Origin of the sequence: Bradyrhizobium sp. BWA-3-5, from assembly GCF_032917985.1 — a bacterium.
Lineage (GTDB): Bacteria > Pseudomonadota > Alphaproteobacteria > Rhizobiales > Xanthobacteraceae > Bradyrhizobium.
Genome location: NZ_CP136626.1, coordinates 4,032,383 through 4,056,608, shown reverse-complemented (window position 1 = coordinate 4,056,608; position 24,226 = coordinate 4,032,383). Strand labels below are relative to the sequence as shown.

The window sequence follows — 24,226 nt, the reverse complement described above, 5'->3', positions numbered from 1 at the left end:
CTCCGAGAGGAGCGATGGCGCGCGCATGCTACTCTGCGGCCACCGCGAGTTCGGGCGGCACGTCGCGCCACGGTGCCACCGCACCGAGCGCCTCGGCGACGGCCAAGCCGGATCGCAAGCCGTCCTCGTGAAATCCGTAGCCGGTCCATGCGCCGCAGAACCAAGTATGTCGCCGGCCCTGAATTTCGGGCAGGGGTGAGGATGTCGCGGAGCATCCAGAGATGGGAGGGCGACAACAGATTGCTCGGCTGCGCGAACAGGCCGCATGCGGTCTCGAACCAGTTATTGCCGCCGCCCTTCCATTCGAATCCGAGGGTATCGGCCGTCACCGCAAAGCTCATGCAGCTTTCGGCGGTCTCGACGCCGAGATGGGCGAACAGCGCGGTGAGGTCGGGATAGTTCAGCTCGTTGTAGACGATGAAGCCGATATCGACCGCAAGCCTGCTGCAGTCATAGTCGATGCGCACAGTATGGCTGTGGCCACCGGGCCTGAGCTCGCGGTCGTAGACGGTGACCGGAGAATGTTTCGACAAGGTCCAGGCGGTGGCATTGCCGCTGATTCCCGTCCCGACCACCGCGACCCGCATTTTTCGCCCTCCATTGCACGTGGCGAAATACGGGGGGCTGTTCCCGGAGTTTCAAATCGGCCACAGGTGTCGATTCGACTTGAGCTGGAGGCGGATTCGGGCGTCAGAACAGGAGAAAACTCTAGGAAAACCCGAGAAAAACCCCATGAAATCTTCGTAAGATTTCGGTTGCCCCACGGCGTGCCGACATCGCGCAAACCCTATAAAACAAGAGGAGGCTAGCGCTTTGCCGGCCATTTTGCACATTCAGGCAGATCGTCGCCGATAGCCCGCGCGGGGCTGTCCGCGCCCTCTTCGCAAGGCTATTATCGGGCAGGATTCAGCGGAAGCATCACCCCGTGATCGTAGTGCAGACCAACAGGAGACGCGCTCGTAATGCGCCGGGCCGGGATTTGCCCGGTGGAGAACGGGTGTGAGCCAGAGAACTGCAACTGCGGCAATCGGAGATTGGCCTGCGCTCATGGCCGCCGGCAAGCGGCTGGTTCGATCGCTTGCGGTGCTTGGCTGCGTCGCCAGCTCGGCGGGCTGCATCCTGACCAAGGACCTGCCCGACCCCGCGCTCGATATTCCCGAAGGCTACAAGGCGGCGAGGCTCTCGAAGGCCGCCGCTGCTCCGCCGACGCTCGACTGGTGGCGCGGCTTCAGGTCGCGGGAGCTGACGGGCCTGATGGAGGAGGCGCAGACCGTCAATCTGGATATCGCGGCGGCCACCGCCCGTTTCAAGCAGGCCGATGCACAGGCGCGCATCACGGGTGCGGCATTATTGCCGGCCCTCAACGCCAACGGGTCGGAGACTTATTCGCGAACTTCAGGATCGAGCTCCAGCGGACTCACCAATGGCGGACGCGAGGTCGTCAACTATTCGGCGTCTTTCAGCGCCAGCTACGAGCTGGACTTCTGGGGCAAGAACCGCGACGCCGCGCAGGCCGCCGAAGAGACCGCGAGCGCTAACCGCTTCGACCGCGATGTCGTTGCGCTGACCACGCTGACGACGGTCGCCAACGCCTATTTCCAGGTGCTGGCCGCGCAGGACCGGATTCGCACTGCGCAGCGCAACATTGCCAGCGCCGAACGTATCCTCAACGCCATTCGCGACCGCTTCAAGGCCGGCACCGGCACCGATCTCGACGTCGCCCAGCAGGAAAGCGTGCTCGCCAACCAGCGCGCGCTAGTGCCGCCGCTGCGGCAGACGCTCGACCAGAATCTCAACGCGCTGGCGACGCTGGTGTCGCGGCCGCCGGAATCCGTGCGTGTTACCGGCGGCACGCTGAACCAGATCGCCATACCGCGCGTAACGCCCGGCCTGCCGTCGGAACTGCTGACGCAGCGTCCTGACATCCGTCGCCAGGAAGCCCAACTCGCCTCCGCGACCGCCAATGTCGGCAATGCCCGCGCCCAGTTCTTTCCCAGCATTCAACTGACCGGGCAGGGCGGCTACCAGAGTTCGGCGCTATCCTCGCTGTTTCAGCCGCACGCCGCCTTCTTCAGCATGGTCGGCAGCCTGACCCAGCCGATCTTCGACGGCGGCAGGATCCTCGGCAATTTCGAACTGACCAAGGCGCGGCAGGAGGAGCTGCTTCAGACCTACCGCAAGACGGTGGTGCAGGCCTTTGCCGATGTCGACAACGCCCTGTTCTCGATCCGCCAGACCACGGAGAAGCTGCGGTTGCAGCGCGAGGTGGTGGCTGCGTCGCGGCGGGCGTTCGAATTGTCCGAGCAGCAGCTACGGGCCGGAACCGCCGATATCGTAACTGTGCTAAATACGCAGCTGACATTGTTCCAGGCCGAGGATGCGCTGTCGCAGGCCCAACTGGCGCGGCTGCTCGCGATCGTCAGTCTCTATCAGGCGCTGGGGGGCGGCTGGGAGCCCAGGATGGAAAGGCCGGTCGATGCTCTTTAAGCCGGAAGCAAAGGACGACGCGAAGACGGCGGGCAAGCGCGTCGCGCGCGGCATTGGCCGGCGGATGGTGTCGCTGACGATCATGCTGCTGATCCTGGGCGGGCTCGGCTATCTCGGCTGGAACGCGTTTCAGCAGAAGCAGACCGGCCGCGGCGGTCCCGGCGCGCGCCCCGATCTGCCGGTGCCGGTGCTGGCGGCGATGCCGCGCATTCAGGACGTCCCGGTCTATCTCGATGCAGTCGGCTCGGTCCGCGCGCTCAACACGGTAACCGTGCGCTCGCAGGTTGACGGCAAGCTGATCAAGGTGAATTTCGTCGAGGGCCAGGACGTCAAGCAGGGCGATGTGCTGGCCGAGATCGACCCGGTGATCTACCAGGCGCAGTACGATCAGGCGGTGGCCAAGAAGGCGCAGGATGAAGCCCTGCTGGCCAACCAGAAGCTCGACCTCGCGCGCTATCAGCAGCTTGCCACGTCGAACGCCGGCTCCAAGCAGCAGGCCGATACGCAGCGCGCGGTGGTGGCCCAGCAGGAAGCACTGATTCAGGCTGACCAGGCCGCGATCGACAATGCCAAGGCGATGCTCGGCTACACCAAGATCATCGCGCCGCTGACGGGACGCGCCGGCCTGCGCCAGGTGGATCAGGGCAACATCATTCGCGCGGCCGATGCGACCGGCCTCGTCATACTGACGCAGCTGCAGCCGATCGCGGTGCAGTTCAGCCTGCCGCAGCAGCAGATCGTGCGGGTCAACGCCGCCGCCGCCAAGGGTTCGCTTGCGGTCGACGTGTTCGGCAATGACGGCGTGACCGTGATCGACACCGGCATGCTCAAGGGCATCGACAACCAGGTCGATCCGACCACCGGCACGCTGAGGTTGAAGGCCGAATTTCCCAACGCCAAATTCCAGCTCTGGCCGGGGCAGTTCGTCAATGTACGGCTAAAAGTCGAAACGCTGGAGAAGGCGATTGTCGTGCCGTCCTCCGCCGTGCAGCGCGGTCCCGTCGGCACGTTCAGCTATGTGATCGGCCCGGACAATGTCGCGACCGCCAAGCCGGTCGTAGTGACGCAGCAGAACGAGAACGACGCCGTGATCGCTAGCGGCCTTTCAACCTCCGACCGCGTCGTGACCACGGGCTTTGCCAACTTGTCCGACGGCGCCAAGGTGCTGATCGGGACCGACGACCGCGCGCCGACCCCTGATCTGGCGCCGCGCAAGCGCAGCCGCAGCCCGGATGCGAAAGGCGGTCAAGGCAAGGACGGCCAGGCCCAGCAGAGCAAGGATGGTCAGCCCAAGGACGGGCAGGGCGGCGATCACCGCGGCCGGCGCGAGCGCGGCGAGGGTGACCAGAAGGGACAAACCGGTCCGGCTCCGGCCGAGCCGTCGGGCGGCGCTGCGAAATCGCGGCCATGATCGACGCGCCGCAGGCCTGACAATGAATCGCAAGTGAGGGCGCAGCCATGAGCGTCTCCGAACCGTTCATCCGCCGGCCAATCGCGACCTCGCTGCTCGGGATCGCGCTGATGATCGGCGGTGCGCTCGGTTACTGGGCGCTGCCGGTCTCGGCGCTGCCTCAGGTCGATTTCCCGACCGTGCAGGTGACGACGCAGCTGCCGGGCGCCAGCCCCGACGTGATCGCGTCCCTGATTACAGCGCCGCTGGAGCGCCAACTCGGGCAGATTCCGTCGCTGTCGTCGATGCAGTCGACCTCTTCATTCGGCGTCAGCCAGATCTCGCTGCAGTTCGACCTCAACCGCGACATCGACGGCGCCACCCAGGACGTGCAGGCCGCAATCAACGCCGCCGCCGGTATCCTGCCGAAAAACCTGCCGTATCCGCCGACCTACGCCAAGGTCAATCCGGCGGACGCGCCAGTCCTGACACTGGCCCTGACTTCGGACACGATCTCGCTACGTGCGATGAGCGACATCGCCGATACCATCCTGGGACAGCGGCTCAGCCAGATTTCCGGCGTCGGCCGTGTCGCCATATTGGGTGGCCTGAAGCCGGCGGTGCGGGTGCAGGCCGATCTCGCCCGGCTCGCGGCCTACGGCATTTCGATGGAGGATCTGCGTAACGCCATTGCGGGCGCCAACGTGTCAGGGCCGAAGGGCTCGCTTGACGGCGCGCAACAGGCCTACACCATCGCCGCCAACGACCAGATCGCGGCGGCGGAGGCCTACAAGCCGATCATCATCGCCTATCGCAACGGCTCGCCCGTCACCATCGGCGACGTTGCCATCATCGTCGACGGGCTAGAGAACGACCGGACCGGCGGCTGGTATCAGGGCACGCCGGCCGTGATCATCGACATCCAGCGGCAGCCCGGCGCTAACGTCATCGAGGTCGTCCGGCAGATCCGCGCGGAAATCCCCAAGGTGCAGCGCACGATTCCGGCCGGCGTCAACCTGACCGTGGTCTCCGACCGCACCGTCACCATCCGCGCCTCGGTGCGCGACGTGCAGTTCACGCTAATCCTTTCGGTGGTGCTGGTGACGCTGGTGGTGCTGTTGTTCCTGCGCTCGCTGCGCGCCACTCTGATCGCCGGCGTGGCGCTGCCGCTGTCGCTGATCACGAGCTTCGGCATCATGTATTTTTGCGGCTTCAGTCTCGACAATCTGTCGCTGATGGCGCTGACGATCGGCACCGGCTTCGTGGTCGACGACGCCATTGTGATGATCGAGAACATCGTCCGTCATATGGAGAACGGCGAATCCGTGATGGAGGCGTCATTGAAGGGGGCCAGCGAAATCGGCTTCACCGTTATCTCGCTGACGGTGTCGCTGATCGCGGTCTTCATCCCGCTTCTGTTCATGTCCGGACTCGTGGGGCGCATGTTCCGCGAGTTTGCGCTGACGCTGACGATCGCGGTCGTGACCTCGGCGATCGTGTCGCTGACACTGACGCCGATGATGTGCTCGCGGCTACTCAAGCATGTCGGCGAGGAGATGACGGTTCCGGGGCTGGCCGCCGTCAGCCGCTTCATCGACCGCATGGTCGACTTCTACCACCGCACGCTCTTATGGGTGCTGCAGCGCCAGCGGGCGACGCTCATAGTGACGTTCGCGACCGTCGCTGCGACACTGCTGATGTACATCATCGCGCCAAAGGGCTTCTTGCCGCTGCAGGACACCGCCTCGATCACGGCTGTGACCGAGGCCGGTCCCGACGTTTCCTTTGCCGAGATGCAAAGCCGGCAGGCGGAAGCGGCGGCGGCGATCCAGGCCGATCCTGACGTGGTCGGCGTGGTCTCCGTAATCGGCGCCGGCTCGGTCAATCCGACCACCAATGTCGGGCGCCTGGTGATGACGCTGCGGCCGCGCGGCGAGCGACATGATGATATTTCCGTCGTGGTCGACCGGCTGAAGCAGCGCACGGCAAAGATTCCCGGCATGACCATCTATTTCCAGCCGGTGCAGGACGTGCAGATTTCGACCCAGTCGAGCCGCTCGCAATACCAGTATACGCTGACCGGCACCGACGCGGCACAGGTCTCGCTGTGGGCGCAGAAGCTGGTTGCCGAAATGCGCCGCGATCCCCTGTTCCGCGACGTCTCCTCGGAAGCGCAGGAGGGCGGGCTGCGCGCCGCGCTCAACATCGATCGCCAGCGCGCGGGCCAGCTTGGCGTCAGCCTGCAGGCCGTCAACGACACCCTTAACGACGCTTTCGCCCAGCGGCAGATTTCGACCATCTACGGCCAGGCCAACCAGTACCGCGTGGTGCTGGAGGCGATGCCGATGTACCAGCGCGATCCCTCGATCCTGTCAAAACTTTATCTGCCGGGTGGAGCAAGCGCCACCGCCGGTACACCGAACGCGCAGGTGCCGCTCTCGGCGGTGGCGACGCTGGCGCGCACCACCGCGCCGCTGGCGATCTCGCATCTGGCGCAGTTCCCGGCGGTCTCGCTCAGCTTCAACCTCGCGCCCGGGGAGGCGCTCGGCGATGCCGTGGAGGCGGTCAAGAAGATTGAGACCCGGATCGGCATGCCCGGAAGCATCGTCGGCGTCTATGCGGGCGACGCGGCCGAGTTCGCCAAATCGCTGGCTGGCCAACCATGGCTCATCCTGGCGGCGATCGTCACGATCTATATCGTGCTCGGCGTGCTCTACGAGAGCTACATCCATCCGATCACGATCCTCTCGACGCTGCCGTCAGCGGGTGTCGGCGCCATTCTGGCGCTGATGCTGTTCGGGCAGGATCTGTCGGTGATCGGCTTGATCGGCATCATCCTGTTGATGGGCATCGTCAAGAAGAACGCGATCATGATGATCGACTTCGCGCTGGAGGCGGAGCGGCATCAGGGCATGTCGCCGTCAGAAGCGATCGTGCAGGCGTGCTTGCTGCGCTTTCGCCCGATCATGATGACGACGCTGGCCGCGCTGTTCGGCGCGCTGCCGCTGGCGGTCGAGAGCGGTACCGGCGCCGAGCTGCGTTTCCCGCTCGGCATCTCCATCATCGGCGGCCTGCTGTTGAGCCAGCTCTTGACGCTCTATACGACGCCGGTGATCTACCTGGCGCTCGACCGGATCAATCGCAAAATCGAGAAGGCCGTGCCGGATCCGGGGCCGCCCGGGCCGACGGTCGCGGGAGCTACCGAGGGGATGCAATAGATGGCATCGATCTCGGAGCCCTTCATTCGGAGGCCAGTTGGCACCACCCTGCTGGCGATCGGGCTCTTCCTGGTCGGCATCGTTGCCTACGTCTTTCTGCCGGTCTCCTCCGTGCCCAATGTCGACTTCCCGATGATCCGGGTTTCGGCGACGCGGCCGGGCGCGGACCCTTCGGTGATGGCATCGACCGTCGCCGCGCCGCTGGAGCGACGGCTCGGCCAGATCGCGGGGCTCGACCAGATCACCTCGACCAGTTCGCTCGGCACCACCAGCATTCAGTTACAATTCTCGATCGGCCGCGACATCGACCGCGCGGCGCGCGACGTTCAGGCGGCGATCAATGCCTCGCTGGCCGATCTGCCGAGCGACCTGCCGTCGCTGCCGCGCTTCCGCAAGGCCAATCCGGCCGCCGCGCCGGTCTTCGTGCTGGCGCTGACGTCGAAGACGCTGACGACCAGCGCAATGTACGACGTTGCCGATACCGTGATCGCGCAGCGTATCTCGCAGGTGCCAGGCGTCGGCGAAGTCAACGTCACCGGCGCCGACCAGCCGGCGGTGCGGATCGCGCTCAATCCGGTGGCGCTGTCGAACGCGGGGATTGCGACCGACGATGTGCGGCTTGCGATCATCAACGCCAATCCGCTCGGGCCCGTCGGCATCTTCAACGGCGGGCGCCAGAGCGAAACGATTTCGACCAACAAGCAGATGCGCACCGCGGCCGAATTCCGCGACATCATCGTCAAGAGCGCCTCCGGCAACTTCGTCCGCCTCGCCGACGTCGCCGACATCGAGGATTCCGTCCGCAACAGCCGCTCGATTGCCTGGTTCAACAAGCAGCCGGCGGTCCTGATCCAGATCACTAAGCAGGGCGACGCCAATGTGATCGACACCGTCGACCGGGTGAGGGCGCTGCTTCCCGAGCTGAAGCAGTGGCTGCCCGGCGGGGTGGAAATCTCGACCCTGGTCGACCGCACCGGCACGATCCGCGCCAGCGTGCTCGATATGCAGTATACGCTGCTGGCGACCGCCTTCCTGGTGATGGTGGTCGTCTTCGCCTTCCTGCGGCGCGTGACGCCGACGATTGCGGCCGGCGTCTCGGTGCCGCTGGCGCTGGCCGGCACCTGCGCCGGCATGTGGCTCGCCGGCTTCTCGATCGACAATCTGTCGCTGATGGCGCTCGCGATCTCGGTCGGCTTCGTGGTCGACGACGCCATCGTCATGATCGAGAACATGTACCGCAATCTCGAGCACGGCATGGCGCCCTATCCGGCGGCGCTGGAGGGCGCCAAGCAGATCGGCTTCACCGTGCTCTCGATCAGCCTGTCGCTGATCGCGGCCTTCACGCCGCTGATCTTCATGGACGGCATCGTCGGCCGGCTGCTCCGCGAATTCTCGCTGACGCTGACTTTCGCCATCGTGGTCTCGACCGTGGTGTCGCTGACGATTACCCCGATGATCTGCGCGCACTACATCAAGGAGGCGACGTCGGACCGTGCGACCTGGTTCGACCGGCTGGTCGAGGGCACGCTGTCGCGCATCGTCGCCTTCTACGCCTGGACGCTCCGCGCGGTGCTGGGTTTTCCGTTCCTGACCCTGATCGTGTTCTTTGCCACCATCGCGCTGACCGTGGTGCTCTACGTCAAGACGCCGAAGGGCTATTTCCCGACCGACGATTCCGGGTTCGTGATCGGCGCGACGCGCGCCTCGGCTGACACTTCGTTCCAGGCCATGCTCGGACTGCAGCAGCAATTGGCCGATATCGTCATGGCCGATCCGGCAGTCGCCGGCGTCGGCTCCTCGCTCGGCGGCACGGCCGGGCCGGGCGGCGGCGGTTCCAACCGCGGCACCATGTTCATCAGCCTGAAGCCGCCCGAGGAGCGGGGAGGGATGTCGACGGCGCAGGTGATCGATCGCCTACGGCGCAATCTCTACCGCGTGGCGGGCATTCGCCTGTTCATGTTCGCGGCACAGGACATCCGGACCGGCGGCCGGCAGAGCGATTCCGACTACCAGTACACGCTATCCAGCACTAACCTCGATCTTCTGCAGAAATGGGCGCCGCTGGTCGCCAAGCGCATGGAGACGGTGGAGGGGATCACCGACATCTCTAGCGACCGCGATCCCGGCGGCCTGCAATTGTCGCTGGTGATCGACCGCAAAACCGCATCCAGCCTCGGCGTGCGTGTCCAGGACATCGACAACGCGCTCAACAACGCCTTCGCGCAGCGGCAGATCTCGATCATCTATACCCAGCGCAACCAGTACATGATCGTGCTCGAGATTGATCCGAAGTTCCAGAACGATCCGTCCAACCTCGATCGCATCTATGTGGCCGGCGCCAACGACGCGCAGATACCGCTATCGGCCGTGGTGCGCTACCAGCGCGGGCTGTCGCCGCTTGCGGTCTATCACTCGCAATCCTTCCCCTCGACGACGGTCTCCTTCAACCTTCTGCCCGACGTGCCGCTGGAGGTCGCGACCTCGAACATCCAGCGCGCGGTCGAGGAACTGCACATGCCGGAGGGCATCCGCGGCAGCTTCGACGGCAATGCCGGCGACTTCAACAAGACCAGCGGTCGGCAGCCGCTGTTGATCCTCGGCGCGCTGGTCGCGATGTATATCGTGCTCGGCGTGCTCTATGAGAGTCTGGCCCATCCGATCACGATCATCTCGACATTGCCGTCGGCGGGGTTAGGCGCGCTGCTCGCGCTGCAGGTGACGAACACGCCGCTGACCGTGATCGCCTTCGTCGGCATTATTCTTCTGATCGGCATCGTCAAGAAGAACGGCATCATGATGGTCGATTTCGCGCTCGACGCCGAGCGCAATCGCGGCCTGTCGTCGGCGGACGCGATCTTCGAGGCGTGCCGTGCCCGTTTCCGCCCGATTCTGATGACGACGATGGCGGCGCTGTTTGCCGGCATTCCGCTGGTCATCGCCACCGGCCCCGGCACCGAGCTGCGCCGGCCGCTCGGCATCACCATCATCGGCGGCCTGTTCGTGTCGCAGATCCTGACCCTTTACACGACGCCGGTGATCTATCTTCTGATCGACCGGCTGCGGCAGCGGTCCCGGCCGGCGGCTGTGGTGGCGCCCGCCGAATAGTTGGAATTGCCGGCGACTAAGCGTATAGCGGGCAAATGTCAGAACCATCCCATCCGCGGACCGTAGCCGACGTGGAGGCCATTGCGGACTGCCCGCATTGCGGCAAGCCGCTGCCGCTCTGCATCTGCGACAGTGTCACCCCGATCGAAAGCAGGATCTCGCTGCTGATCCTGGTGCACCCACAGGAGCAGGATAAGGCACTAGGCACGGCACGGCTGACGGCGATGCACTTCAAGAACGCCGTCGTCAAAATCGGCCTGTCCTGGCCGAGCCTCTCCAAGGCGCTGGGACGCAGGGTCGATGATCCTTCGCGCTGGGCGGTGCTCTATCTCGGTTCGGCCAAAGCAAGTGATCTCGATACCGATGCCGAGATCGTCGCGATCGACCGCAAGGGCGAGGTCGAGCCGCACCAGCGCGCCATCCTCGAGGACATTGAAGGGGTCGTTCTGCTCGACGGCACCTGGAGCCAGGCCAAGGCGCTTTGGTGGCGCAACGCATGGATGCTGAAGTGCCAGCGCGTGATCCTCGGCCCGAAGCGCCCGTCGCGCTACGGCCAGTTGCGCCGCGAGCCGCGCCGCGACGGCCTTTCCACCATCGAGGCCGCCGGCCTGCTGCTCGCCGGCCTCGAAAAGCGCCCCAAGATCGCAGAGACGCTCAACGCCAGCTTCGAGCGCATGCTGGCGCGCTATCGGCAGGTGCAGGTGGAAATGCCGGCGCTGGCACCCAAGCCGAAGAAGCGTGATTGGCGCCGGCGCAAGCGCGGCTAAATTAGCATTCTACCCAACAATGTCTTTTGTAAATTGCTATATCTGTGCGTGTGCAGCGGTCCTGCCGCCACCTGTTATGTTCTGAGACACCTGCCTGCGGTTCCAATGTCGGCATTAGTGCATATGGCGCTGTGGACAATGATGACATCACTCTTGACGATGATAAGTTCTCCGATTGTGGCGTAACATTTTGGAGCAGGTAAATGAGTTTAACTGCGGAAGTTCTCACAAATTCTCCATTGCTTGACGCTGATGATATCGAAGGGGAAATCGGAAACCTCATCTACAACGCTCGGCGAGGATCTCTCGGCCGTCTGCCTCAGCGGGACGAGCAGCAGTTCGCAAATGGTCCGATGCCGGATTACGTCGAGCACAAGGAAGGCGTCAATCAGGTCGGCAAACTCTCTGCTGAAGCTGTCGTCCGCGAATATGATGCGGCGGTGAAAGAAATCGAAGCGCTCGGCGCGGAATTGTCGGACGCCGCCAAAAAGTGTGAGGCGATGGTTGCCGGCGTTCATGCCATGGTCGGCGAAATCAGGGAATTGGCGGCAAACTATCGCGAGGAAGGCAAGCGCTACTTCCTGCAGATCGAGGATTGCTCGCTGATGACATCCGAAGTGCGCAGTGTTTGCGAGACCCTGAAAAAGAAGATCGCAGGAGGCGGTGGTCTCGCAGCGTAATATTCCGGCTTGGCCGGTCCTGCTGATAGCTGCGCCTTCTCTGTCGCCGCCATCAGTCGGTTGTTTTAGCGGCGCGCTGGGCGTTCAGGCGAAGCACAATTACGCGTCGACGCCATAGCTTGCCTGGACGCTGAGCGATGTGTCGATCAAATGCGCGTGAGTCCGGGCGTGACGTCTGGGGCGCGCGACGCGCCCTCTATGCATTGTGGCGATATGTCGCCAGCGCCGCCATCCCGAATGGGGAGCCATTTCCAAGCTCGGCGATTATCTGCGGTAAATGCATCTGGAGCCGAGCGACCGGGCGCGGCTCATCTCCGACACCTTCATCGCTCTGCGCTCCCTCAGGGAAAGGATATTGGTGCTTTGCCGCCTTCGATCACCTCGCATCTGCCATTCGGTGGCGCCGAACTCAGCCTCCGGAAGAAATTCCGCCTGTTCTTCACGGTCGGGATCATCGTTCTGCTGCTCGGCGGCGCCAAGGCCATCGTTCACACGCTCGAATTGGAGTTCCTCGACCTGAATGGTCTCGTGACATCGGGCATCGGCGGCGCCATCTTCATCATCGGCTTCCTGCTCTCGAGCATTCTCAAGGACTACAAGGAAGCCGAGCAAATTCCGACGGCTCTACGTACCGCGATCGAAGCCATCGACGGCGATCTGGAGTGTTTCGCGCGCACCAACGAGCGCTTCAACCTGAGGGAGACGCGGCTGATCCTGATCGCCGTCGTCGCAAAGCTGCGCGAAGGTCTCGGCCGAGCCTATCACCACAAGAACATTTCGCCCGTACTCGACGAACTCGGCAAGCTGACGCCGATCCTCGGCAGGCTGGAGGGCCTGGGCATGGCCGCGAATTTTGTCGTGCGCCTGCGCACCAGCCAGGATGCGATCCGACGGGCGCTGCTTCGCATCTACACCATCCAGCGCGTCGAATTCGTCCCGTCCGTGCATGTGCTCGTGCAAACGCTGGTCTTCTCGATCATCCTCCTGCTGCTGCTGCTGAAGACGGAGGGCGATCCGGCCGCAGCGCTGTTGTTCGGATTCATCACCTACATGTTCGTCTATGTCCTTTATTTGATCCGGCTGCTCGAGCAGCCGTTTGCCAAGGGACACGGTTCTGTCGATGACGTCAGCTTCTTCCTGCTCGATGAGCTGGAAGCGCAATTGCGGCGCTCGCTAGAGCCCGCCGCTGAACGGCCGCGGCTTCAGGCAATCGAGCGGAGCTAGCAGCCGCGCCACACGTTGCTCCATTCGCTCTCTCGCACTATGACTGACGCGAACGGAGCGACGGCAATGGAATTGGCTCTGCGCCTGTCGAAACAGGCCTGGATCGACCTCGCCTTTTTCGGCGGTGTCCCGATCGTGCTCGCCATACTGTCGGCCGTTCTCGGCCCCTATGTGGCGGTCATGGGCGGCGCAGGAGCGGCCGTCTACGTGGTCGCGCTCGCCCTGGTGCCCTGGTGGCTGACCGGTCTCGCTACGCATCTGGTGAGCGCCGGGGTCGATCGCCGCAGGCTGCCGCTCTGGTTGATCGCGGCCGTCGGAGCCGTGGCCGCCGGTCCCGTCGTGTCGCTCTATGTCTATGCCGTCAATACGGTCGTTGCAGACGTCTGGCCGGCGCTGGATGTCCTGCGCCCGCCGACATTCAGCGCGGCCCATCTCAAATCCGCCGCGCTGTCCGAGGGGCGGGCGATCGTGCTCTGGATTGCCTTCGTAGTCATTTTCCGGGAGACGCTGGGCTGGACTAGGTTTGCCCCGCTCGCCGAGGAAACAGTTCGCGACGAACGTTTTCAACTCAGCGGCGCCGAATGGACGGCGGAAGACGACGCGCTGCTGCGGGTCCTGATCGGCAGCGGCAAGCCGCCGCGGGCCATTGCGCAGGAAATGAAGCGGACCGTCGGCGGCATCCGCGCCAGGACGGCGAAGCTCGGGCTACGGAACAACCGGAATGGCGGCGCGTCCGCGAGTTGAGCGATCTCTCTAGGTCCTAACCGTTCGTCGACATTGTCAGACTGCATCGCCTGATGGTGAGCAGCCTGTCACCTGCATCGGTAAAGTTGTCGCAAATTCAACGCAGCTGCGCTGTGCGGCGTCGCTACGCTTTGGTCCAATCCATCACCGACGCGAGGCCAGGTCATGTTCGATCGTGCGGCGGATGAATTCGTGCGGAGGACGCGATCAGCGGCAAAGCGCAATCCCGGAGCCGAGTGAGCTAGAACTCTACCAAGTTCAACTTAGGACGACACGAACGGGACACGGAACGAGAGCATTTGGCACATATGCCAGGAGAACTTTCGCTTCCGCAACCGTTACACTTGCGACAAGCGACGGAAATGTCTAAGGCATTCGGCGTGGGGCCACGTGGCGGAGTGGTTACGCAACGGTCTGCAAAACCGTGTACACCAGTTCAATTCTGGTCGTGGCCTCCATCCATATAATCAATGACTTAGACCGATTACACGAGAGCCCGTGGCGGGCCGGCGTCAGGTCAACAGACGGCGTACCAGCCGTCGGGAAACGGGACCAGCGGCCAGGACGCCGTGTTGTCGTTGGCTGCGCGCGGCGACGGATAAGAGCGCTGGGTCTGGACCACGAAATCATCCTCCGGTGCTGGCGCAATGGCCGTCTGAACGGCTTCCAGCAGCAAATCGTACTCAACTTCGCTCATCGCGCTCTCCGGGGTTCCGGAGGCGAGGTTGGCAAATCAGTTTTGTTTCCAGATTAGGCGGATCGTTCGAATTTTAACGATTCGGCGACCGGAGCAAGCCTAGTTAATAAAGCGTTCAAGTTCCCCGCAGAACGGTACGCGCGCGGTTGCGGGACACCGTGTGAGACAGATCACATTTTGCAAAATTTACTTCGCGTATCCGGCTGAATGACGGCCGCCTTGTCAAGCGGCGCCATGCTCGGAGACGCGGCGATGAAGGCTAGGTTGGTGCGACGTGCGGAGCTTTCCTATCGCTTCCGCCGGGCTCTGGCGCTCGGATTTCTGTTTGCTGTGATGGAGGGCGGTTCGGTGCATGCCCAGCAAGGCACCCCCGAACAGCGCAAGGCCTGCACGCCCGACGTCTATCGGCTATGTGCCGGCGAGATCCCGAACGTCCGGGCGATCACCGCTTGCCTGCGCCGGCAGAAGGGCAGCCTGAGCCCGGCCTGCGCCGCGGTATTCGAGCGGTAAGCCTCGCTCAAATCTCCAGCGCCGCCAGATTCCTTGGCAGCATCCGCTTGAACAGGTTCAGGATGCGCGCGGCTTCCTTGGCATCCTGCGTGATGGCGTGGCGGACGGTGGCGGCGATCAGCGTCATGATCAATTGTGAAAACGAGGCGAGGGCGGTTGCCTGCGCATTGGGCGCGATCCGCCGCAGCGCGTCGGCGAGCAACCCGGCGAGATAGGCACCATCCTCTTCGTCGAGCCTCTGCAAGGCGCGGTCGGCCTGCGTCGCCTGCCAGATGTCTCGCATAACGGGCACCTCCGCGAACATCCGGTAGTAGCTGTCGGTGATGCGGCACAGCGCCGGATGCAGATCGCGGATACTCTTCACCGTCGCAAGGTCGCGGCGGACGCAGTCGCGGCCGACCGCGTTGTAGCGCTCCGCCAGCGTGCCGATGATCGCCGTCTTGTCGGGAAAATATTGGTAGAGCGAACCGAACGGCACGCCGCTGCGTTCGACGACGTCGCTCATGCGGAAGGCCTCGCTGCCTTTCTCGGCCATCAGCGCCGCCGCGCATTCCAGAATCTTTTCAAACCGCTCGCGGCTGCGCTGCTGGGCCGGGACCAGTCGCGCCAATGCAGGCGCAGCAGGTTCGGCCAGTCTCGGTCCGATCTTTGCCTTCGCCATGGGCTCCTCACAGAAACGCGACTTGACGTTACTAATACGAGAATTTATCGCGTTTAGCAAATACGAGATATTCTCGTATTGCTCTCGAAAGGAATTCCCATGGCAGAACTTCCGATCCTGATCATCGGCGGCGGGGGCAAGACGGATGCGCGCGTGCCCGCGCTCTTGCAGGCGCGTGGCGTCGAGGCGGCGCGGGACCGTCCCGCGCGGATCTTTGCCGATTACGCCCGCCGATCCGCGGCGACCGGTATCTGGAGGGCATGATCATGCTGCAGATACTGCTCACGGGCTTGCTGTGGTTTGCCGCAATCGGCTGCGGCCTGCTCGCCGGGCTTTACTTCGCCTTCTCGACTTTCATCATGACGGCGCTCGGCCGGATCGGGCAGGCGGCCGGCATGGCGGCGATGAATGCGATCAATGTCGCGATCGTACAGTCGCTGTTCCTGCCGATCTTCCTGGCAACGACGGCGGCAGGCGCCGCGCTCGCGGTGACAGGGCTGTTTCGCTTCGGCGAGCCGGGCGCGATGGCGATGATCGCCGGCGGCGTGCTCTATGGGCTCGGCATGTTCGTCGTCACGATGATCTTCAACGTGCCGCTGAACAACGCGCTTGCTGCGACTGATCCCGTGAGCCATGAGGCCGCCGCGCTATGGGCGCGCTACCTGGCGGATTGGACGGCCTGGAATCACGTGCGGACGATCACGTCCACCGCAGCCTGCGCGCTGTTCATCGCCGCAATCGCCGCGCGCTAGGCTGCGACCGCGCCCATAGAAAAAGCCGGCCGGCTCGGGGGCCCTTGTGCGTTACTTCGGCTGAGGCGACCAGGCCGCGGTCAGCGCACTGCCGCTGCGTTTGCGGCGATAGGCCACGACGCCGACAGCGCCGGCGCAACAAAAGGCGCTGGCTCCCCGGGCTGGATTCGAACCAGCGACCATTCGATTAACAGTCGAATGCTCTACCGCTGAGCTACCGAGGAATAGGCGAACAAGAGGTTCGCGATGCGGGGAGCGTATAACAAAGCCTTTCGGGCTTGCAAAGGACCAAATCGCCGTTTGTGCTACGGCCAGAAGCGGCAGCGGAAAATCCCAGCGTCACAACGATTTGTCGTCGTTTCACCCCTGAGCCGAGGGGATCGACGGGAACCGGATGCGCCCGATTTCGTCATCCACAGGGGCCTCGGCCGCGATGTCGGGCGGGCCGCCAATTCGACTCAATCAGGCCAAAAGGCTCGGTCGTGCCGGGCCTCACGGGGAGCTGATTCGATGCCAGCCATTGTGACCGACCAGATCCGCGCGGTGCCCTCGATCGTTCCGGGCGATGTTCCCGCTGTGAGCGATCATGAGATTGACGCCATGAGCGATGACGAATGCCTGCTTCGGCTCGCGCAAGCCGTTGAAGCGCATGATGCCGAACATCTCGATGAGGTGGCGCGGTTGATGGCGCGGCTCGCTGTCACGATCGAGTAGGCGGCGCGCCGCAGCCGGCGGTTATCAGCGCGGGACGGGGGCGCTTGTTGCGTTTTGTGCCCGCTTGTACCAAAGATGACCCAACTTTCAGCTGTTTCGGCGGCCATGCCGCATGCTTTCGGGGTCTTAGCCTATGTCCGGTTTTGCGACCGCGCGCCAGAATATGGTCGATGGTCAGGTGCGTCCTAGCGACGTGACCGATATCCGCATTCTTGATGCCATGCTGGCGGTGCCGCGCGAGGCCTTCGTCCCCGAAAACAGGCAGGCACTGGCCTACCTGGACCTCGATCTCGACGTCAGCGAAGGGGGGGCGGCCAAGCGCTATCTGATCAAGCCGGCGGTGCTGGCGAAGATGCTGCAGGCGGCCGAGATCAAGGCGAGCGACCGCGTCCTGGTGGTCGGCTGCGCCACCGGCTATGCCGCCGCGATCGTCGCGCGGCTTGCCGCGGAGGTGACGGCGACGGAGAGCGATTCGACGCTGGCGACGAAGGCGCAGGCGATTCTGGCCCAGAACGGCTGTGAAAATGTCGCGGTCCGAACCGCAGCGCCGGCCGACGGCCATTCGGCCAAGGCGCCCTATGATGTCATCGTGCTGAACGGCGCCACCGGCATCGTGCCGGAGCAACTCTACGCCCAGTTGCGCAATGGCGGCCGATTGGTCGGCGTTTTTGCAACATCACGGCCGGCGCGGGCGGGCATCGTGACCGCTTCGCACGGCGATTACGGTCATCGTGCGCTATTCGATGCCGCTGCCCCGCTGCTGCCCGGCATGGAACTCGTTCCGGCCTTCGTTTTCTAGCGTTTCAGCCCCTTCCTCGCCCAATATTTGCCCTCCACTGCCGGCTAAATCCCCTTCGAAATCAGAAGTGTGGCCCGTTTGCCCCACGTGAAGAGTTTCGACGGAGTTCGCTTGCTGGGTGGTTCCGTCCGGCTTACGTGCGGACTAAGGTGAGCCGGGACTCACTTCGAGTGAAGCGACGTTCGGTTAACAATCATGTGCGAGCATGGTCATGGGCCGGCGATCAAAATAACGATTGGATTGCTTGGGATGCGTGGGGTGAAGGCATTTACCGGGGCGGCGGCCTCGGCCCTTCTATTATCTTGTATGGGCCCGATGCCCGCCTTGGCCGATACGATCGAGGCGGCGCTGGTGCGCGCCTATCAAGGCAATCCGCAGCTCAATGCGCAGCGCGCCCAGGTGCGCGTGACCGACGAAGCTGTGCCGCAGGCGTTGTCGGGCTACCGCCCGAAGGTCGCGGTCACGGCGAGCGCGGGCTACCAATATACGGATACGTTGAGCACGCAGGGCGGCACCCCGACCAATCTCGTGAAAACCAACATTCACGGCGCCAATCCGCCGCGGAGCGTCGGTGCGACGGTCACGCAGACGCTGTTCAACGGCCAGCAGACCGCCAACCGCACCAGGGCCGCCGAAGGCCAGGTTTCGGGCGCGCGCGAGGCTCTGCGGGCAATCGAATCGACCGTGCTGCTCAGCGCCGCCACGACCTACATGGACTATCTGCGCGATTCGGCGATCGTCGAGGTGCAGAAGAGCAACGTGCGCGTGCTCGAGCAGACGCTGAAGCAGACGCGCGACCGCTTCAATGTCGGCGAAGTCACCCGCACGGACGTTGCGCAGTCGGAAGCGCAACTCGCCGCCGGCAAGACGCAGCTCCTGACGGCTGAAGCCAATCTGACGACGACGCGCTCGAATTTCCGCCGCATCATCGGCAACGAGCCGGAAAATCTGGCGCCGGGCTCGCCGGTCGACCGTTTCCTGCCCGCGACGCTGCCGGCGGCCGTCGAGCTCGGCCTGATACAGAATCCGAACGTCACCGCGGCGATGTTCGGCATCGACGTCAGCTACCTGCAGGTCAAGGTGGCGGAGGGCGCGCTACTCCCCACCGTCACGCTTCAAGCAGCGGTGCAGCAGTCCTACGAGCAGAGCCTGATCCAGTACCGCTCGTTCGGCGCGTCCGTGACCACGCAGCTCAACGTGCCGATCTATCAGGGCGGCAGCGAATATTCGCTGATCCGCCAGTCCAAGGAAACGGCGGCGCAGCAGCGTCTCGTGCTCGATCAGACCCGCGACCAGACCCGCGCCAACGTCGTCACGGCATGGGGCCAGCTCGTCGCCGGCAAGGCGCAGGTCGCCTCCGCCCAGTCGCAGGTGCAGGCCTCTGAAATCGCCCTGAACGGCGTGCGCGAGGAAGCCAAGGCCGGACAGCGCACCACGCTCGACGTGTTGAACGCGCAGCAGGCGCTGGTCAACGCACGCGTCGCGCTGGTCACCGCGCAGCACGATCGCGTGGTGGCGTCCTATTCCGTGCTCGACAAGGTGGGCCGGCTGTCGCCGCAGGTGCTCAACCTGCCGACCACGATCTACGATCCGAGCGTGCATTATCATCAGGTGCGCGACAGCTGGGCCGGCGTTCGTACGCCCGACGGCCGCTGATATCGTCGCCTTCAGGCGCAACACAGGAGCAATATCGTCGCCCGGCGCCTGAAGCGCCGGGCGCTTTGCTTGCAATCATTTACAGCCATGACGTACCGTTTCCGGGGCGAGCTGGGCGATTCGCGCCGCGTCCTCGTATCCGGGGGGCGCGGGTCGTCTTGAGGGGAATAGGGCTCCCGCACGGTTGCTGCGGGTAGGTCTGATCTGGGGAGAAGTCAGGCTTGTGCGGTGAAAATCCCGGCCTGCATATCCGGAACCGGCAATTCCTTCGTGGCTTTGGTGTAAAATGGTTTCGATGTGGAGTCGGAGATGACGCAACCTGCGAAGGTCCAAGAACCCTCGATGGAGGAGATTTTGGCGTCGATCCGTCGTATCATCGCCGACGACGAGGCGAAGCCAGCGGCTGCCAAGCCGGAAGCCGCCGCCGCGCCGCCCCCAAAGCCCGTGATGAAGGACATTCCGCCGTCGGCAATCGCCCCGCCGCCGAAGCCGGCGGCTGCGCCCAAGCCTGCTCCAGCACCGCCGCCGCCTGCGCCGGCCCCAGCAGCGGCCGTCAGCAACAGCCAGGACGACATCGACGCCATGCTGGCGAGCCTCGATGCGGCGGCGCCGGAGCCCGAGGTCCGGCCGGCGCCGCCGCCCGAGCCCGACGTGTTCGAACTTACCGACGAGATGGCGCTGCCTGATCCGGCACCGCCGCCACCTTCGTCGTTCAGCAAGATCGAACCCGCCGACGACATTGAATTCAGCGAATCCAGAAACCGGCAACCGGCCCACGAACCTTCCTACGACAGCACGCCCCAGCAACCGATCTTGTCGCGTACAACGGTATCCGCCGTGGAATCAGCCTTCAATTCGCTGGCCAATACCGTCCTCAGCAACAATGCGCGGACGCTTGAGGATCTGGTCAAGGAAATGCTGCGGCCGATGCTCAAGTCCTGGCTGGACGACAATTTGCCGGGGCTGGTCGAGCGGATCGTCAAGGCCGAAATCGAGCGGGTCTCGCGCGGGCGCTAGTTCCCGCGTCCCAACGAGACGGCTCCAATGCTGCTTTCGGCCGCTCAACTGGCCGTCATCATGGCTTCCTGCCGTCTTCGAAGTTGACTTGTCAGGTTGACTTGAAGCGCTGCGGCGGCTTTCTAGGGGCCGTCCGGCGCCGATCTCGCTAGAACCTGGCGCTACCACGTTGTTTTGAATGCGTATTCCTTGGGCGCGCCGGCGACGGATTGCTCGAGAACGCCCAACACCCCAACTGCACCGTCATGATCGAGAAAAACTACCAGCCCGCCGATATCGAAAGCCGCATGTCCCTGATCTGGGAGGAGAGCGGCGCGTTCAAGGCCGGCCGTCCCGAGCGCAAAGATGCTGCGCCGTTCACCATCGTGATCCCGCCGCCGAACGTGACGGGCTCGCTGCATATGGGCCACGCGCTCAACAACACGTTGCAGGACGTGCTGTGTCGCTTCGAGCGCATGCGCGGCCGCGACGTGCTGTGGCAGCCGGGTACCGACCATGCGGGCATCGCTACCCAGATGGTGGTCGAGCGGCAGTTGATGGAGCGGCAGGAGCCGGGCCGCCGCGATATCGGCCGCGCCAAATTTCTCGAGCGCGTCTGGCAGTGGAAGGCGGAGAGCGGCGGGGCCATCGTCAATCAGTTGAAGCGCCTCGGCGCTTCCTGCGACTGGTCGCGCGAGCGCTTCACGATGGACGAGGGGCTGTCGCGCGCGGTCGTGAAAGTGTTCGTCGAACTGCACCGCGAGGGGCTGATCTACAAGGACAAGCGGCTGGTGAACTGGGACACCAAGCTGCTCACCGCGATCTCCGATCTCGAAGTGCAACAGGTCGAGGTCAAAGGCAGCCTATGGTATCTGCGCTATCCGATCGAGGGCCAGAATTTCAGCCCCGACGATCCCACGACGTTCGTCGTCGTGGCGACCACGCGGCCCGAGACGATGCTCGGCGATACCGCCGTTGCGATCCATCCGGAGAACGAGCGGATCGGGCATCTGATCGGCCAGCACGTCATCCTGCCGCTGGTTGGCCGCCGCATTCCCATCATCGGTGACGACTACGCCGATCCCGAGAAGGGCTCGGGCGCGGTCAAGATCACGCCGGCGCACGACTTCAACGACTTCGAGGTCGGCAAGCGCCATAACCTGCCGCAGATCAACGTGTTCGATCGCGAGGGCTCGATGGCGCTCGTCGACAATGAAGATTATCTGCGCGGATTGCCGGAAGGCGCGCTGACGTTGGCGCAAGAGCTGCACAATGTCGATCGCTTCGCCGCGCGCAAGAAGATCGTGGCGCGGCTGGAGGATTTTGGGTTTCTGGAGAAGATCGAGCCGAACACGCACATGGTGCCGCACGGCGACCGCTCCAACACGGTGATCGAGCCGTATCTGACCGACCAGTGGTATGTCGATGCGCACACCATGGCGCAGCCGGCGATCGCGGCGGTGCGCTCGGGCGCGACGACCTTCGTGCCGAAGAACTGGGAAAAAACCTACTTCGAGTGGATGGAGAACATCCAGCCCTGGTGCATCTCGCGCCAGCTCTGGTGGGGCCACCAGATCCCGGCCTGGTACGGTCCGGACGGCAAGGTGTTCGTCGCCGAGACCGAGGAGGAAGCCGTTGGCAACGCGCTCGGCTACTACGTCGAGCAGGAGGTCATCAGCGAAGAGCAGGGCCGCGAGATGGCGGGAAACCCCGCCAAGCGCGAGGGCTTCATCACCCGCGACGAGGACGTGCTCGACACCTGGTTCTCGTCCGCGCTCTGGCCGTTCTCGACGCTCGGCTGGCCCGACGAGACGCCGGAAGTGAAGCGTTATTATCCGACCAACGTCCTCGTCACCGGCTGGGACATCATCTTCTTCTGGGTCGCCCGCATGATGATGATGGGCCTGCACTTCATGAAAGATGCGCCATTCTCGACCGTCTACATCCACCGCCTGGTTCGCGACGAGAAGGGCGCCAAGATGTCGAAGTCGAAAGGCAACGTCATCGATCCGCTCGGTGTGATCGACGAATATGGCGCGGACGCGCTGCGCTTTGCGCTGGCGCGTGGCGCGGCCCATAGCCACGACATCAAACTGTCGCCGCAGCTCGTCGAGACCAACCGCAACTTTGCGACCAAACTCTGGAACGCCTGCCGTTTCGCCGAGATGAACGGTTGCACGCAGCCGGCCGGCTTCGATCCGGCGGCGGCCAAGGAGACGCTTAACCGCTGGATCGCGCATGAGACGTCGCGCGCCACGCGCGAAGTCACCGAGGCACTCGAGGGCTATCGCTTCAACGATGCGGCGAACGCGATCTATCGCTTCGTCTGGAACGTCTATTGCGACTGGTATGTCGAGCTCGCCAAACCCGTGCTGATGGGCGAGGAGGGTGCGGCCAAGACCGAGACCCGCGCCATGATCGCCTGGGCGCGCGACGAGATCCTCAAATTGCTGCATCCGTTCATGCCGTTCATCACCGAGGAGCTCTGGGCGGTGACGGCCGCGCGCGAGGGCTTGCTCGTGCTCGCCGAATGGCCGCGCAAGGCGAACGCAGTCACGGCCGAGCAGATCGCGTCGATGGCAACCGCAGGCCCCGGCGATGCCCTGATCGCGCCGGCGATGGCCGCGCTCGATGACCGCGATTTCAGCGATCCCGCCGCCGAAGCCGAAATCGGCTGGGTGGTCGATCTCGTCACCGCCATCCGCTCGGTGCGATCGGAAATGAACATCCCGCCGGCGACATTGATCCCGGTGGTGCTGTCAGGTGCATCGGCGGAGACGCAGGAACGCGCCCAGCGCTGGAACGACATCGTCAAGCGTCTGGCGCGGCTCGCCGCCATCGACTTTTCCGACGGCCTGCCGGAAGGCGCGGTGCAGCTTCTCGTGCGCGGCGAAGTCGTCGCGCTGCCGCTCAAGGGCGTGATTGACCTGGCCGCGGAAAAAACCCGGCTCGACAAGGAAATCGTCAAGGCCGATGCCGACATCAAGCGCGTCGACGCCAAGCTCGGCAACGAAAAATTCGTCGCCAACGCGCCCGAAGAGATCGTCGAGGAAGAAAAGGAAAAGCGCGAGGCCGCGGTCGCGCGCAAGGCCAAGCTGCAGGAAGCATTGGAGCGGCTGAAGATGGCGTCCTGACCAACGCGAGGAGCGCTGAACCATCTCCCTTATTGGCAAGGAGCGAAACGACGACTTGTCCGCCGTAGCTCGTAGAGCGAAGGCGGAAGCAATCCATCTATTCGTTCTGCCGTACGATGGATTTGCTTCGCTCGGCTCGCAATGACGGCTGAGAAATGAATCGTCATCGAGGACCTGACCCGATGCTGGACCACGTCTCGATCACCGTCTCCGACTTCGGTGCCGCCGAACGCTTCTACGACGCGATCATGGCCGCGCTCGGCGTCGTCAAGGTTGGACGCAGCGACCGCTGGCTCGGCTATGGCGAGCGGGCGGACGCGCAGTATCCAGATCGAGTCTATATCGCAATCTACCGTGGCCCGGAGCCGGACGAGGCCGTCAGCCGCCACTGGTGCTTCAAGGCGAAGTCACGCGAGGAGGTCGACGCCTTCTGGCGCGCCGGAATCGCCGCCGGCGGCACCGACGATGGCCCGCCGGGCCTGCGTCACTATCACTCGGCCTATTACGGCGCCTTCCTGCGCGATCCCGACGGCAACAAGGTCGAGGCGGTGTGTCATCGGGCGATGTGAGTTGCCGACCTATCGAAAACGGTAATGGCGTAACCCGCGCGAGCGGCGCCCATCAACCTTCGTCGAGGTCACTTCGCGCGATGCACTTGCATTGATCGCAGCGAAAGATCGAGGCCGCCTTGA

At 64.0% G+C, this 24,226-nt stretch carries 19 protein-coding genes, 2 tRNA genes and 1 pseudogene; 18 read left to right on the top strand and 4 right to left on the bottom strand.

What is annotated here, in order from left to right:
- Positions 1 to 194 precede the first annotated feature (194 nt).
- Positions 195 to 587, bottom strand: a pseudogene (locus tag RX331_RS38840) (NAD(P)-binding protein); the annotation flags it as partial.
- A 460-nt stretch (positions 588 to 1,047) separates the two neighbouring features.
- Here RX331_RS38840 and RX331_RS19560 point away from each other — a divergent pair.
- The 9 genes from RX331_RS19560 to RX331_RS19520 all read left to right on the top strand — a co-directional run bounded on the left by RX331_RS19560 (position 1,048) and on the right by RX331_RS19520 (position 14,073).
- A complete protein-coding gene (locus RX331_RS19560; RefSeq protein ID WP_317251554.1) occupies positions 1,048 to 2,487 on the top strand; it encodes an efflux transporter outer membrane subunit in 1,440 nt (479 codons plus the stop codon).
- On the top strand, positions 2,477 to 3,898 hold the full coding sequence (locus RX331_RS19555) for an efflux RND transporter periplasmic adaptor subunit (protein WP_317251553.1): 1,422 nt from the start codon (positions 2,477 to 2,479) through the stop codon (positions 3,896 to 3,898). Before RX331_RS19560 ends, RX331_RS19555 begins: the two co-directional genes overlap by 11 nt.
- A gap of 47 nt (positions 3,899 to 3,945) precedes the next feature.
- Positions 3,946 to 7,095: an efflux RND transporter permease subunit gene (locus tag RX331_RS19550; RefSeq protein ID WP_317251552.1), complete on the top strand. Its 3,150-nt coding sequence runs from the start codon at positions 3,946 to 3,948 to the stop codon at positions 7,093 to 7,095.
- The gene (locus RX331_RS19545) at positions 7,096 to 10,200 is read left to right on the top strand and encodes an efflux RND transporter permease subunit (protein WP_317251551.1); all 3,105 of its coding nucleotides are present in this window, start codon (positions 7,096 to 7,098) and stop codon (positions 10,198 to 10,200) included. It begins immediately after the preceding gene.
- A gap of 35 nt (positions 10,201 to 10,235) precedes the next feature.
- On the top strand, positions 10,236 to 10,967 hold the full coding sequence (locus tag RX331_RS19540; RefSeq protein WP_317251550.1) for a tRNA-uridine aminocarboxypropyltransferase: 732 nt from the start codon (positions 10,236 to 10,238) through the stop codon (positions 10,965 to 10,967).
- Between the two features lie 203 nt (positions 10,968 to 11,170).
- A complete protein-coding gene (locus RX331_RS19535) occupies positions 11,171 to 11,647 on the top strand; it encodes a hypothetical protein (protein WP_317251549.1) in 477 nt (158 codons plus the stop codon).
- A gap of 363 nt (positions 11,648 to 12,010) precedes the next feature.
- On the top strand, positions 12,011 to 12,871 hold the full coding sequence (locus RX331_RS19530; protein WP_317251548.1) for a hypothetical protein: 861 nt from the start codon (positions 12,011 to 12,013) through the stop codon (positions 12,869 to 12,871).
- A 72-nt stretch (positions 12,872 to 12,943) separates the two neighbouring features.
- A complete protein-coding gene (locus RX331_RS19525; protein WP_317251547.1) occupies positions 12,944 to 13,615 on the top strand; it encodes a hypothetical protein in 672 nt (223 codons plus the stop codon).
- A 384-nt stretch (positions 13,616 to 13,999) separates the two neighbouring features.
- Positions 14,000 to 14,073 (top strand) — tRNA-Cys (locus tag RX331_RS19520).
- A 59-nt stretch (positions 14,074 to 14,132) separates the two neighbouring features.
- Here the strand turns inward: RX331_RS19520 and RX331_RS19515 are convergent.
- Positions 14,133 to 14,312: a hypothetical protein gene (locus tag RX331_RS19515; protein ID WP_317251546.1), complete on the bottom strand. Its 180-nt coding sequence runs from the start codon at positions 14,310 to 14,312 to the stop codon at positions 14,133 to 14,135.
- A 252-nt stretch (positions 14,313 to 14,564) separates the two neighbouring features.
- Here RX331_RS19515 and RX331_RS19510 point away from each other — a divergent pair, with 252 nt between their 5' ends.
- A complete protein-coding gene (locus tag RX331_RS19510; protein WP_317251545.1) occupies positions 14,565 to 14,822 on the top strand; it encodes a hypothetical protein in 258 nt (85 codons plus the stop codon).
- Positions 14,823 to 14,829: 7 nt separating this feature from the next.
- Here the strand turns inward: RX331_RS19510 and RX331_RS19505 are convergent, their stop codons facing one another.
- A complete protein-coding gene (locus RX331_RS19505; protein ID WP_317251544.1) occupies positions 14,830 to 15,483 on the bottom strand; it encodes a TetR/AcrR family transcriptional regulator in 654 nt (217 codons plus the stop codon).
- 99 nt (positions 15,484 to 15,582) lie between these two features.
- Between RX331_RS19505 and RX331_RS19500 the strand changes: the two genes are divergently transcribed.
- Together RX331_RS19500 and RX331_RS19495 are read left to right on the top strand one after the other, a co-directional pair.
- A complete protein-coding gene (locus tag RX331_RS19500) occupies positions 15,583 to 15,747 on the top strand; it encodes a hypothetical protein (protein WP_317251543.1) in 165 nt (54 codons plus the stop codon).
- A gap of 2 nt (positions 15,748 to 15,749) precedes the next feature.
- Positions 15,750 to 16,235, top strand: coding sequence for a DUF1772 domain-containing protein (locus tag RX331_RS19495; RefSeq protein WP_317251542.1), 486 nt, complete (start codon positions 15,750 to 15,752; stop codon positions 16,233 to 16,235).
- A 149-nt stretch (positions 16,236 to 16,384) separates the two neighbouring features.
- Here the strand turns inward: RX331_RS19495 and RX331_RS19490 are convergent.
- A tRNA-Asn gene (locus tag RX331_RS19490) sits at positions 16,385 to 16,459 on the bottom strand.
- A 286-nt stretch (positions 16,460 to 16,745) separates the two neighbouring features.
- Here RX331_RS19490 and RX331_RS19485 point away from each other — a divergent pair.
- The 6 genes from RX331_RS19485 to RX331_RS19460 all read left to right on the top strand — a co-directional run bounded on the left by RX331_RS19485 (position 16,746) and on the right by RX331_RS19460 (position 24,103).
- Positions 16,746 to 16,949, top strand: a complete 204-nt coding sequence (locus RX331_RS19485; protein ID WP_317251541.1) for a hypothetical protein — start codon at positions 16,746 to 16,748, stop codon at positions 16,947 to 16,949.
- 133 nt (positions 16,950 to 17,082) lie between these two features.
- Positions 17,083 to 17,748 (top strand): protein-L-isoaspartate O-methyltransferase, encoded by a 666-nt coding sequence (locus tag RX331_RS19480; protein ID WP_317251540.1) that lies wholly within the window; start codon positions 17,083 to 17,085, stop codon positions 17,746 to 17,748.
- Positions 17,749 to 17,997: 249 nt separating this feature from the next.
- Entirely contained in the window at positions 17,998 to 19,404 is a 1,407-nt protein-coding gene (locus RX331_RS19475) for a TolC family outer membrane protein (RefSeq protein ID WP_317251539.1), read from the top strand.
- 309 nt (positions 19,405 to 19,713) lie between these two features.
- Entirely contained in the window at positions 19,714 to 20,421 is a 708-nt protein-coding gene (locus RX331_RS19470; RefSeq protein ID WP_317251538.1) for a DUF2497 domain-containing protein, read from the top strand.
- A gap of 245 nt (positions 20,422 to 20,666) precedes the next feature.
- Positions 20,667 to 23,534 carry a valine--tRNA ligase gene (locus RX331_RS19465; RefSeq protein WP_317258186.1) on the top strand — a complete coding sequence of 956 codons (2,868 nt, stop codon included), beginning with the start codon at positions 20,667 to 20,669 and terminating at the stop codon, positions 23,532 to 23,534.
- A 182-nt stretch (positions 23,535 to 23,716) separates the two neighbouring features.
- Positions 23,717 to 24,103 carry a VOC family protein gene (locus RX331_RS19460; RefSeq protein WP_317251537.1) on the top strand — a complete coding sequence of 129 codons (387 nt, stop codon included), beginning with the start codon at positions 23,717 to 23,719 and terminating at the stop codon, positions 24,101 to 24,103.
- Positions 24,104 to 24,226: the final 123 nt, after the last annotated feature.